Source organism: Pseudomonas sp. H3_A02 (genome assembly GCF_054671965.1).
In genome coordinates, this window is record NZ_CP162807.1 from 972,788 (window position 1) to 987,187 (window position 14,400).

Here is a 14,400-nt window from a genome sequence, read left to right on the forward strand (position 1 = left end):
CGGCACTCTGACTGATTAAAACAGGTTGAAGACTCAATTCATCCCAGGCAACTGGACCTTGGGTTTCACGTCGTTCTGCACAACCGATGCCAACGGCGCGACCACACCCTGGCTTTTCAACAGCTGGCCCATGGTTGCCTTGATCCGGTACTGGGTGAACAGCTGCACATTCTTGATTTCCGCCAGGCGACGGGAGGCGCTGAACAGCTCGTTTTCGCTGTCGAGCAAGTCGAGCAGGGTTCGCTCGCCGAGGCTGAACTGCTTCTGGTAGGCGGTGCGCACGTTGGCGCTGCGATCCACGTATTGCTGGGCTACCGGCACCTGGGCGTTGGCGTTGTTCAAGGCGTTCCAGGCCAGGCCCAGTTCTTCGTTCAACTGGCGCAGCGCGTTGTTACGGATGTCCAGGGCCTGGTTGGACAGGTACGACTTGGATTCCAGGTCGGCCTTGTTGCTGCCACCGGCATACAGGTTGAAACGCATGCGCAGCATGGCCTGCCATTCATTGTTGTGGCCGTTCTGGCCGTCCAGGTCGTTGTCGGCGGTGCGACCCAACTCGGCGTCGAAGCGTGGGTAGAAGCTCGACTTGGCGGCTTCGTACTGTTGCTCGGCGGCGGCGATGTCGGCTTCGGCCGAACGCAGCACCGGGCTGTTTTCCAGCATCTGGGCGCGGGCTTCGGTCAGGTTGGCTGGCAGCAGTGCCAGAAAATCGGCTGGACGCTCCAGTTGATCAGGCAGTTGGCCGACGGCACTGAGGTAGTTGGTCTCGGCATCGGCAAGGTTGGTTTGCTCGGTGATCAGGTTGTTGCGGGCCTGGGCCATGCGCGCTTCGGCCTGGTCCAGGTCGGCGCCGCTGCCCACGCCACGGGAGGTGCGCAGCTTGATCTGGTCGAAGATGCGCTCGTGGCTCTTGAGGTTTTCCTCGGCCAGGCGCACGAACTCGCGACGGGTCAACACGTCCAGGTAGACCTGGGCCACCGTCAACCCGGTGCGCTCGGAAGCGTCCAGCAACGAGTAGGCACGGGCATTGACGGTGGCTTGTTGACGCCCGACTTCGCTGGACGTCGCAAAACCGTCAAACACCATTTGCGACAGGCGCAGGCTCGACTCGCTGCGGTTCAGAGTTTCCCAATGGTTATTGCCGCCCGACCGGGTGGTGACGCTGTCGGTGCCTTCACGGCCATACCCGGCTGCAAGGTCCACTCTAGGCAGGTAGCCGCCCTTGGCCGCCTTGAGTTGGTAATCCGCCGCGAGACGGCTGTTCACACCGGCCTGGATTTCAGGGTGGACATCCAAAGCCTGCTGCATGGCCTGCGGCAAGGTTTGTGCTTGTACGAAGCTAGCGGCGAGGGCGAAGGGTAAAGCCTTGAGCAGGTGCGAACGCATGGTTGGATTATTCCCAGAACTCTTGTCTTGAATCACAGCGAAACGTGGCGCTGCATCGGATGATGGCAACCGGAATGACCGTATGTCGGAAAGTTCAAAACAGGAGCTGGAACACGCACTGAAAGAACAGGTCGCCGCTTAAATATCAATGTGACATTACGGCGGCGATTGTTTAGGATGGCCGGCAGAAGGTCAATAGTTTGGCACAAACAAAATATTCGGAAAACGCAGCCAAAATATTGACATCAAAAAGCGTCAAATAACCTTACTTTGTGAACATAAACGTCCAGACCGCTGCTGCCTACAAGCCGCCGGGTCCATGGAAGTCTACTGAGCGTGGCACCCGGAGAGTCTTCAATGAGCAGTGTTATTGCCGTTGTCAAAAGCATTGTTGGTCAGGTTTTCGTCGTATCCCCAGAGGGCATCCGGCGCGTACTCATTGAAGGTGATCGCCTGAACGTAGGCGACCAGTTGGACACCGGCCCTGCCGGCGCCGTCACATTGGAACTGGCCGATGGCCGCACCCTGGACCTGGGTCGCGACACCCAGTGGAGCGCCAATGCCCCGGACTCGTCCACCGACCTGGCCCAAGCCACTGCCCAGGCCGCGCCGTCGGTAGAAGAGCTGCAACAAGCCATCGCCGCTGGCGTCGACCCGACGACCGCCCTGGAAGCCACCGCCGCCGGCGCCACTGCCGCGGGTACGGGTGGTGCCGCCGGTGGCGGTCACAGCTTTGTGGTGCTGGATGCCACCGCCGGCAGCGTCGACCCTACCGTCGGTTTCCCAACCGAAGGCCTCGCGGCGGCGGCCGCCACTGATGACAACATCCTGGGTGGCGATACCACGGATACGACCGCCAACGCCGTGCTCAATGCGACGATGACCCTGAGCGCCACGCCGACCCTGACCGAGGCCGGTGGCGTGCTGGTGTACACCGCGACGGTCACCCAGGCTCCGCAGACCAACCTGACCGTAACCTTGTCCAACGGCGCGGTCATCGTGATCCCGGCGGGTCAGCTGACCGGCAGCGTCAACGTTCCACTCGCACCGAATGACACGGTCTACAACGACCCAAGCCAGATCAGTGTGACCGTCACTGGCACCACCGGCGGTACCGGCATCGCCGTGACCGTACCCACCACGCCGGCCGTGACCCAGATCACCGACACCGTCGACACCACCACCGTCACCCTGAGCGCGGGCAATACCGTCACCGAAGGCGGCCAGATTACCTACACCGCGACACTGACCAACCCGGCTCAGACTCCGGTGACCGTGACCTTGAGCAATGGCTCGGTCATTACCATTGCTGCTGGCCAGACCACGGGCACCGTCAACGTCGATACCCCGGCCAATGACGTCTACAACAACGGCAGCACGGTCAGCACCACGATTACCGGCGCAACCGGCGGCAACTTCGAGAACCTGGTACCGAGCACTGCGCCTGCGGTCACCACGATTACCGATTCGGCGGATACCACTGGCCTGACACTGACGGCCAGCAATACCATCACCGAAGGCGGCCAGATTACCTACACCGCCACTCTGACCAACCCGGCCCAGACTCCGGTGACGGTGACCTTGAGCAACGGCTCGGTCATTACCATCGCTGCTGGCCAGACCACTGGCATCGTCAACGTCGATACTCCGGCCAATGACGTCTACAACAATGGCAGCACTGTCAGCACCACCATTACCGGTGCGACGGGTGGCAACTTTGAAAACCTGGTGCCGAGCACTACGCCTGCGGTCACCACGATTACTGATTCGGCGGATACCACTGGCCTGACTTTGACTGCCAGCAACACCATCACCGAAGGCGGCCAGATTACCTACACCGCCACTCTGACCAACCCGGCTCAGACTCCGGTGACCGTGACCTTGAGCAACGGCTCGGTCATCACCATTGCTGCTGGCCAGACGACCGGCACTGTTAACGTCGAGACGCCGGCGAATGACGTCTATAACAACGGCAGTACGGTCAGCACCACCATTACCGGTGCAACAAGTGGCAACTTTGAGAACCTGGTGCCGAGCACTGCACCTGCCGTTACTACGATTACCGATTCGGCCGACACCACCGGCCTGACACTGAGCGCCAGCGAAACCATCACCGAAGGCGGCCAGATCACCTACACCGCGACACTGACCAACCCGGCTCAGACTCCGGTGACCGTGACCTTGAGCAACGGCTCGGTCATCACCATTGCTGCTGGCCAGACGACCGGCACCGTTAACGTCGATACCCCGGCTAATGACGTCTACAACAACGGCAGCACGGTCAGCACCACGATTACCGGTGCAACCGGCGGCAACTTCGAGAACCTGGTGCCGAGCACTGCGCCTGCGGTCACTACGATTACTGATTCGGTAGACACCACTACCGTGACATTGACTGCTACGCCGACCGTGAATGAAAACGGTACGATCACTTACACTGCCACGCTGACCGATGCCGACGGCAAGCCTGTCACCGCGCAGAATGGTCCTGTAACGGTCACGCTCGATAGCGGCAAAACCATCACCATCGCTGCCGGCGCAAGCTCGGGTGTGCTCGATGTCGCTGTGGGTAACGACGTGTACCAAGGCCCAACCACCGTTACCGAGTCGATTGCCTCGGCATCGGGCGGTAACCTGGAAGCTATCGCCCCAAATACCGCTCCAGTCAGCACCGTGGTCAGCGACGTCAACGACACCACCACCGTGACGTTGACCGCTACGCCGACCGTGAACGAAAACGGCACGATCACCTACACCGCCACCCTGACCGGTGCCGACGGCAAGCCTGTCACCGCACAAAACGGTCCGGTGACCGTGACGTTGGAAAGCGGTAAAACCATTACTATCGCAGCGGGCGCAAGTTCGGGCGTGTTGGACGTGGCTGTTGGCAACGATGTGTACCAAGGTCCAACGACGGTTACTGAGTCGATCAAAGATGCATCCGGCGGCAATCTGGAAGCCATTGCTCCAAACACCGCTCCAGTCAGCACCGTGGTCAGCGACGTCAACGACACCACCACGGTGACATTGACCGCCAATCCGACCGTGAATGAAAACGGCACCATCACCTACACCGCGACCTTGACCGGTGCCGATGGCAAACCCGTCACCGCGCAAAACGGCCCGGTGACCGTGACGTTGGAAAGCGGCAAGACCATCACCATCGCCGCGGGTGCAAGCTCGGGCGTGTTGGATGTAGCCGTCGGCAACGACGTGTACCAAGGTCCCACCACCGTCACCGAATCGATCAAAGATGCATCCGGTGGCAACCTCGAAGCCATCGCGCCGAACACCGCTCCGGTCAGCACCATCGTCAGTGATGTCAACGACACCACCACCGTGACGTTGACCGCTACGCCGACCGTGAACGAAAACGGCACCATCACCTACACCGCCACCCTGACCGGTGCCGATGGCAAGCCTGTCACTGCGCAGAACGGTCCGGTGACCGTCACGTTGGACAGCGGCAAAACCATCACTATCGCAGCGGGCGCAAGTTCGGGCGTACTGGATGTGGCTGTCGGCAACGACGTGTATCAAGGTCCGACCACCGTCACCGAGTCGATCAAAGATGCATCCGGCGGCAACTTGGAAGCCATTGCTCCAAATACTGCCCCAGTCAGCACCGTGGTTAGCGACGTCAACGACACCACCACGGTGACATTGACCGCCAATCCGACCGTGAATGAAAACGGCACCATCACCTACACCGCGACCTTGACCGGTGCCGATGGCAAACCCGTCACCGCGCAAAACGGCCCGGTGACCGTGACGTTGGAAAGCGGCAAGACCATCACCATCGCCGCAGGTGCAAGCTCGGGCGTGCTCGATGTCGCTGTTGGTAACGATGTTTACCAAGGTCCAACGACGGTAACTGAGTCGATCAAAGATGCATCCGGTGGCAACCTCGAAGCCATCGCGCCGAACACCGCTCCGGTCAGCACAATCGTCAGTGATGTCAACGACACAACCACCGTGACGTTGACCGCTACGCCGACCGTGAATGAAAACGGCACCATCACTTACACCGCCACCCTGACCGGTGCCGACGGCAAGCCTGTCACTGCGCAGAACGGTCCGGTCACCGTCACGTTGGAAAGCGGCAAAACGATCACCATCGCCGCCGGCGCAAGTTCGGGCGTGTTGGACGTGGCTGTTGGCAACGATGTGTACAAAGGCCCGACCACCGTTACCGAATCGATTAAAGAAGCGACTGGCGGCAATCTCGAAGCCATCGCGCCGAACACCGCTCCGGTCAGCACCATCGTTAGCGATGTCAACGACACCATCACGGTGACATTGACCGCGACACCAACCGTGAATGAAAACAGCACCATCACCTACACCGCCACCCTGACCGATGCCGACGGCAAGCCTGTCACTGCGCAGAACGGTCCGGTGACCGTCACGTTGGAAAGCGGCAAGACCATCACCATCGCCGCGGGTGCAAGCTCGGGCGTGCTCGACGTAGCCGTCGGCAACGATGTGTACCAAGGTCCAACGACGGTTACTGAGTCGATCAAAGATGCATCCGGCGGCAACTTGGAAGCCATTGCTCCAAACACAGCGCCAGTCAGCACCGTCGTCAGCGATGTCAACGACACAACCACCGTGACGTTGACCGCGACACCGACCGTGAATGAAAACGGCACCATCACCTACACCGCCACCCTGACCGATGCTGATGGCAAACCCGTCACCGCGCAGAACGGTCCGGTCACTGTCACCCTCGACAGCGGCAAAACGATTACCATCGCCGCCGGCGCGAGCTCGGGCATGCTCGACGTAGCCGTCGGCAACGACGTGTATCAAGGTCCGACCACCGTCACCGAGTCGATCAAAGATGCATCCGGCGGCAACTTGGAAGCCATTGCTCCAAACACAGCGCCAGTAAGCACCGTGGTTAGCGATGTCAACGACACCACCACCGTGACGTTGACCGCCACGCCGACCGTGAACGAAAACGGCACCATCACCTACACCGCGACCCTGACCGGTCCCGACGGCAAACCCGTCACCGCACAAAACGGTCCAGTCACCGTCACCCTCGACAGCGGCAAAACAATCACCATCGCTGCCGGCACAAGCTCGGGCGTGCTCGATGTCGCTGTTGGTAACGATGTTTACCAAGGTCCAACGACGGTAACTGAGTCGATCAAAGGTGCATCCGGCGGCAACCTTGAAGCCATTGCTCCAAACACCGCGCCAGTCAGCACCATCGTCAGCGACGTCAACGACACCACCACCGTGACGTTGACCGCTACACCGACCGTGAATGAAAACGGCACGATCACCTACACTGCCACGCTGACCGATGCCGACGGCAAGCCTGTCACCGCGCAGAACGGTCCGGTCACCGTCACGTTGGAAAGCGGCAAAACGATCACCATCGCCGCCGGCGCAAGTTCGGGCGTGTTGGACGTGGCTGTTGGCAACGATGTGTACAAAGGCCCGACCACCGTTACCGAATCGATTAAAGAAGCGACTGGCGGCAATCTCGAAGCCATCGCGCCGAACACCGCTCCGGTCAGCACCATCGTTAGCGATGTCAACGACACCACCACGGTGACATTGACCGCGACACCAACCGTGAATGAAAACGGCACCATCACCTACACCGCCACCCTGACCGATGCCGACGGCAAGCCTGTCACTGCGCAGAACGGTCCGGTGACCGTCACGTTGGAAAGCGGCAAGACCATCACCATCGCCGCGGGTGCAAGCTCGGGCGTGCTCGACGTAGCCGTCGGCAACGATGTGTACCAAGGTCCAACGACGGTTACTGAGTCGATCAAAGATGCATCCGGTGGCAACCTCGAAGCCATCGCGCCGAACACCGCTCCGGTCAGCACAATCGTCAGTGATGTCAACGACACCACCACCGTGACGTTGACCGCTACGCCGACCGTGAATGAAAACGGCACCATCACTTACACCGCCACCCTGACCGGTGCCGACGGCAAGCCTGTCACTGCGCAGAACGGTCCGGTCACCGTCACGTTGGAAAGCGGCAAAACGATCACCATCGCCGCCGGCGCAAGTTCGGGCGTGTTGGACGTGGCTGTTGGCAACGATGTGTACCAAGGTCCAACGACGGTTACTGAGTCGATCAAAGATGCATCCGGCGGCAATCTGGAAGCCATTGCTCCAAACACAGCGCCAGTAAGCACCGTGGTTAGCGATGTCAACGACACCACCACCGTGACGTTGACCGCCACGCCGACCGTGAACGAAAACGGCACCATCACCTACACCGCGACCCTGACCGGTCCCGACGGCAAACCCGTCACCGCGCAGAACGGTCCGGTGACCGTGACGCTGGAAAGCGGCAAGACCATTACCATCGCAGCGGGCGCAAGCTCGGGCGTGCTCGATGTCGCTGTTGGTAACGATGTTTACCAAGGTCCGACCACCGTCACCGAGTCGATCAAAGATGCATCCGGCGGCAACCTTGAAGCCATTGCTCCAAATACTGCGCCAGTCAGCACCGTGGTTAGCGACATCAACGACACCACCACGGTGACATTGACCGCTAATCCGACCGTAAATGAAAACGGCACTATCACCTACACCGCCACCCTGACCGGTCCCGACGGCAAACCCGTCACCGCGCAAAACGGTCCGGTGACCGTCACGTTGGAAAGCGGCAAGACCATCACTATCGCAGCAGGTGCCAGCTCGGGCGTGCTCGATGTCGCGGTTGGCAACGACGTGTACCAAGGCCCAACCACCGTTACCGAGTCGATTGCCTCGGCATCGGGCGGTAACCTGGAGGCCATCGCGCCAAACACCGCGCCAGTCAGCACCATCGTCAGCGACGTCAACGACACCACCACGGTGACATTGACCGCTAATCCGACCGTAAATGAAAACGGCACTATCACCTACACCGCCACCCTGACCGGTGCCGACGGCAAGCCTGTCACCGCGCAAAACGGTCCGGTGACCGTCACCCTCGACAGCGGCAAAACAATCACCATCGCTGCCGGCGCAAGCTCGGGCGTGCTCGATGTCGCTGTTGGTAACGATGTTTACCAAGGTCCAACGACGGTAACTGAGTCGATCAAAGATGCATCCGGCGGCAATCTGGAAGCCATTGCTCCAAACACAGCGCCAGTAAGCACCGTGGTTAGCGACGTCAACGACACCACCACGGTGACATTGACCGCTAATCCGACGGTGAACGAAAACGGCACGATCACCTACACCGCGACCCTGACCGATGCCGACGGCAAACCCGTCACCGCACAAAATGGTCCGGTGACCGTCACCCTCGACAGCGGCAAAACAATCACCATCGCTGCCGGCGCAAGCTCGGGCGTGCTCGATGTCGCTGTTGGTAACGATGTTTACCAAGGTCCAACGACGGTAACTGAGTCGATCAAAGATGCATCCGGCGGCAATCTGGAAGCCATTGCTCCAAACACAGCGCCAGTAAGCACCGTGGTTAGCGACGTCAACGACACCACCACCGTGACGTTGACCGCTACACCGACCGTGAACGAAAACGGCACCATCACCTACACCGCCACCCTGACCGGTGCCGACGGCAAACCCGTCATTGCGCAAAACGGTCCGGTGACCGTGACGTTGGACAGCGGCAAGACCATCACCATCGCTGCGGGTGCAAGCTCGGGCGTGTTGGATGTAGCCGTCGGCAACGACGTTTACCAAGGTCCAACTACCGTCACCGAGTCGATCAAAGATGCATCCGGCGGCAACCTCGAAGCTATCGCTCCTAACACCGCTCCGGTCAGCACCGTCGTCAGCGATGTCAACGACACCACCACGGTGACATTGACCGCTACGCCGACCGTAAATGAAAACGGCACCATTACTTACACCGCCACCCTGACCGGTGCCGACGGCAAACCCGTCATTGCGCAAAATGGTCCAGTCACGGTTACCCTGGAAAGCGGCAAAACCATCACCATCGCCGCCGGCGCAAGCTCGGGCGTGTTGGACGTAGCCGTCGGCAACGACGTTTACCAAGGCCCAACGACGGTTACTGAGTCGATAAAAGATGCATCCGGCGGCAACCTGGAAGCCATTGCGCCAAACACCGCGCCAGTCAGCACCATCGTCAGCGACGTCAACGACACCACCACGGTGACATTGACCGCCAATCCGACCGTGAACGAAAACGGCACCATCACTTACACCGCCACCCTGACCGGTGCCGACGGCAAGCCTGTCACCGCGCAGAACGGTCCGGTGACCGTCACGCTGGAAAGCGGCAAGACCATTACCATCGCAGCGGGTGCAAGCTCGGGCGTGCTGGACGTAGCGGTTGGTAATGACGTCTATCAAGGTCCGACCACCGTCACCGAGTCGATCAAAGGTGCATCCGGCGGCAACCTTGAAGCCATTGCTCCAAACACCGCGCCAGTCAGCACCATCGTCAGCGACGTCAACGACACCACCACCGTGACGTTGACCGCTACACCGACCGTGAACGAAAACGGCACCATCACCTACACCGCCACCCTGACCGGTCCCGACGGCAAACCCGTCACCGCGCAAAACGGTCCTGTGACCGTGACGTTGGAAAGCGGTAAAACCATCACCATCGCTGCGGGCGCAAGTTCGGGCGTGTTGGACGTGGCTGTTGGCAACGATGTGTATCAAGGTCCGACCACCGTCACCGAGTCGATCAAAGGTGCATCCGGCGGCAACCTTGAAGCCATTGCGCCAAACACCGCGCCAGTCAGCACCATCGTCAGCGACGTCAACGACACCACCACCGTGACATTGACCGCGACACCGACGGTGAACGAAAACGGCACGATCACCTACACCGCGACCCTGACAGGTCCCGACGGCAAACCCGTCACCGCACAAAACGGTCCAGTCACCGTCACCCTCGACAGCGGCAAAACCATCACCATCGCCGCCGGGGCAAGCTCAGGCGTGTTGGACGTAGCCGTCGGCAACGATGTCTACACCGGTGCACCGTCCATCACCGAGACGATCAAATCGGCCTCCGGCGGCAACCTCGAAGCCATCGGTATCGATAAGACCGGCGCGTCGACGATCGTGGGCGACACTGTCGACAACACCACCGTCAGCATCACCGGCAGCACATCGGTCACCGAAGGCCAGGCGGCTACGTACACCGTCAGCCTGACGAACCCGGCACAAACCGAGGTGACGCTCAAGATCGTCTACAGCGGCACCGCCGCCGACGGCACGGACTTCACCGGTGTCTACACCGTGAAGATCCCGGCTAACGCCACCAGCGCGACCTTCAACGTGGCGACGCTGGACGACAAGATCACCGAAGGCACCGAAAACTTCGTGGTCAAGATCGATTCGGCCACCGGTGGCAACTTCGAGCACCTGGCCGTCAGCGGCACCAACGGCAGCGTCAGCACCTCGATCATCGACAACGATGCGCCGCCGGTCCTCGACCTGGACGCCAACAACTCCAGCGGCAAAGCTGGTGCCGACTACCAGGTGACCTTCACCGAAGGCACCGCCGGCCCCGGCGTGTCCATCGGCGACACCGACCTGAAAATCACCGACCCGGACAGCACGATGCTGACCGGCGCCACCATCGTGCTGACCAATCGTCAGCCTGGCGATGCCCTGAACCTGGGCAACAGCGTCAATGGCATCAGCATCAACGCCAACAGCACCGACGGCAAGGTCGTCCTGACGCTGACGGGCAATGCGACGCTGGCCGACTACATGCAGCAGATCAAGAACATCAGCTTCATCAACAACAGCGAAGACCCGAGCACCGTGCCGCGCATCATCACCGTGACGGTGACCGACGGCAGCAACTACTCGAACACAGCGACCACCACCGTGAACGTGGTTGGGGTCAACGATGCGCCGGTAGCCGTCGGTGGCGCGGTGACCGGTACCGAAGACACTTCGCTGGTCCTCGGCTGGTCGACGTTCGGCATCAGCGACGTGGACAGCGCCGCCGCCAGCCAGGGTGTGAAAATCACCGGGCTGCCGGGTGACGGCAAGTTGCAGTACCTGGACGGCGCAACCTGGAAGGACGTGGCCAACAACCAGACCTTCAGCAAGGCTGACATCGACGCCGGCAAGCTGCGCTTTACCCCCGATGCCAACGAGTCCGGCGCCAACGGCAACCCGGCCGGCGTGGGCAATCAAAAGGCCGATTACGCGCAAATCAGCTTCCAGCCAACCGACGGCCAGGCGCTGGGCAATACCGGCACCGTGAAGATCGACATCACCCCGGTCGCCGACGCACCGAGCCTCAACGTGGCCGGCAACAACGTGACCTCCACCGGTTTGATCAAGGAAGTCTGGACCGGCCTGTCCGGCCTGGGCACCGACGGCAGCGGCGCGCCGTCCGGCACACTCAAGTCGGTGATCGATGCCGCCGGCACGCCGAACAGCAGCACCAACGTGACCAACGTTCAGAACGACGGCAACGTCAATCCGGGCACCGCGTCGAAGACCTCAGGCCTGATCTTCCTCGAAGCCGGCAAGACCTATACCTTCAGCGGCGTAGGCGATGACAGTCTGCTGGTCACCATCGGTGGCAAGACCGCCGCGGCAACCACGTGGGGTGCGGGCGGTCAGTTGAACGGTTCGTTCACGCCGACCACCAGCGGCTACTACACCCTGGACATCTACCACCACAACCAGACCGGCCCGGGCAGCTACGACGTGAACCTGTCGGTCAACGGCAGCACGCCCGTGGACCTGAGCAGTGCCGGCGTGCCGCTCTACACCGGCGTGAACGACCTGGCGAACGCGGGCGTGACCGTCTCCGACCTGCACGGCACCAACGGCGAAGGCTACTACGACGGCTTCAAGCTCAACGAAGGCGCCGAAGGCACCAGCGTGCACCTGTCGAAGATCACCACCGCCCTGACCGACACCGACGGTTCCGAAAGCCTGAGCGTGAAGATCGGCGGCATACCCGAAGGCAGTGTGCTGACTGACGGCGCCGGCCATACCGCGACCGTGGGCAGCAACGGCGAAGCCTCGGTCACCGGCTGGAACCTGGGCAGCCTGACCCTGACCCCACCGACCTACTACAACGGCCAGTTCAACCTGACCGTGACCTCGACGTCCACCGAAGCCCTCGGCGGCTCGGCCGTCAGCACGGCGCACATCCCGGTCACGGTGTATCCCGCCACCTACAACGCCATCACCGCCACGTCGGGCAGCGACAACGTCACCGGCACCGACGGCAACGACATCGTCGTCGCCGACATCGGCGGGCTGACCGTGGTGCCAGGGGTCAACTACAACATCGCCTTCATGGTCGACAGCTCCGGCAGCATGAGCGACTCGTCCGTCACCGCCGCGAAGAACTCGTTGACCCAAGTGTTCAACACCCTCAAGCAGAGCCTGGGCAGCAACTCAGGGACTGTGAACATTTTCCTGGCGGACTTCGATAACCAGGTAAACAAGAACGTTGCGGTCAACCTCAACGATCCGAACGCGCTGACACGGCTCAAGAGCGTGCTCGACTCGATGGTGTCCGGCGGCAATACCAACTATGAAGACGTGTTCAAGACCACCGCAAACTTCTTCAACAGCACCCAGGCCCTGAGCAATACCGGCGCGAAGAACCTGACGTATTTCATCACCGACGGTGAGCCAACGCGCTACCAGTCCGGCGAAGAGACGAACCCAGTGTTGTACGGCACCGTCAAGCTCGACGACGTCCTGAGCGCGGCCAACTACACCGTTGGCAAGTACTACACCCAGACGATCGACAGCACACACAAATTCATCATCGAAGAAAATGGGGACATGTTCCTGTCGATCAAGAACGGCAAGAATTGGAATGAAAACTACGTCGGCACGGTGCATGCCGAGGGCAATGGCACGTTCGAGTTCTCCTACCAGGCCGGCGGCTGGTGGGGCGACTCCTCGGCAGCAGACGGCTCAACGGCCAGCTTCACCCTGCTCAAAGGTCTGAGCAACGTTGAAGCCATCGGCCTGAACAACGGCGTCACCCTGTCCGATCTCGCCCCCTACGACTCCGATGGCAAGCCACAAACCAACATCGACCCGAGCAACCTGGCCAACTCCATCATCGGCCACACCGAAGCGACTCTGCCGGGTGCCGATACGGTCAACGGCGGTGCAGGCAACGACATCCTGTTCGGCGACCTGGTGAGCTTCAACGGCGTTGCCGGCGAGGGCTACCAGGCCATCCAGGCCTTCGTCGCCCAACAGAGCGGCGTGGACGTCAGCAAGGTCACCACCAGCAACGTGCACCAGTACATCACCGAGCACTACACTGCGTTCGATGTGTCCGGTGCCCACGATGGCAACGACACCCTGCTGGGCGGCGCCGGCAACGACATCATTTTCGGCCAGGGCGGCAACGACACGCTCAACGGTGGCAAGGGCAATGACATCCTGCTGGGTGGCACGGGTAACGACACACTGATCGGCGGCCAGGGCAATGACACCCTGATCGGCGGCCTGGGGGGCGATACCTTTGTCTGGAAGTCCGGCGACACCGGCACCGACGTCATCAAGAACTTCAACGCCGGCGAAGGCGACCGGATCGACCTGCGGGACCTGTTGCAGGGTGAAACCGGCAGCACCATCGACCACTTCCTGAAAATCAGTACGGTCGATGGCGTGTCGTCGCTGCAAGTCAGCACTTCCGGCCAATTCAATGGGACCAACGGTGCCGCAGCGACACCGGACGTGACGATCAAGCTCGAAGGCAACAACTGGTCGAACGTGAACCTGAACTCGTTGATCGCCGGCAGCGACCCGACCATCAAGGTCGATCACAACAACAGCTGAACCTGACACAAAACCCGTGGCGAGGGAGCTTGCTCCCTCGCTGTAGGAGCTGCCGAAGGCTGCGATCTTTTGACCTTGGTCTCGATCTTCGCTTGAGACTCTACTGGCCTTGGAAAGATCGCAGCCTCGCTTCGCTCGGCAGCTCCTACAGCGCAGCCCAGCGGGAGCAAGCTCCCTCGCCACGGATAAGTGTTCATACTCCCCTGCAGTTGGCCTATGCTGCCCAGCATGACGCCGCTTCATACATGAGGGATGCCC

At 60.9% G+C, this 14,400-nt stretch carries 2 protein-coding genes; one reads left to right on the top strand and one right to left on the bottom strand.

What is annotated here, in order from left to right; all coding sequences use genetic code 11:
• Positions 1-33: 33 nt before the first annotated feature.
• Entirely contained in the window at positions 34-1,383 is a 1,350-nt protein-coding gene (locus AB4N80_RS04125; RefSeq protein ID WP_122565123.1) for a TolC family outer membrane protein, read from the bottom strand.
• A 357-nt stretch (positions 1,384-1,740) separates the two neighbouring features.
• Between AB4N80_RS04125 and AB4N80_RS04130 the strand changes: the two genes are divergently transcribed.
• Positions 1,741-14,142, top strand: a complete 12,402-nt coding sequence (locus AB4N80_RS04130; protein WP_460090551.1) for a retention module-containing protein — start codon at positions 1,741-1,743, stop codon at positions 14,140-14,142.
• The last annotated feature ends 258 nt before the right edge of the window (positions 14,143-14,400 follow it).

Bases quoted from the DNA above. Each gene is read 5' to 3' on its own strand.
- AB4N80_RS04125 (WP_122565123.1), bottom strand. From the start codon at position 1,383: ATGCGTTCGCACCTGCTCAAGGCTTTACCCTTCGCCCTCGCCGCTAGC.
- AB4N80_RS04130 (WP_460090551.1), top strand. From the start codon at position 1,741: ATGAGCAGTGTTATTGCCGTTGTCAAAAGCATTGTTGGTCAGGTTTTC.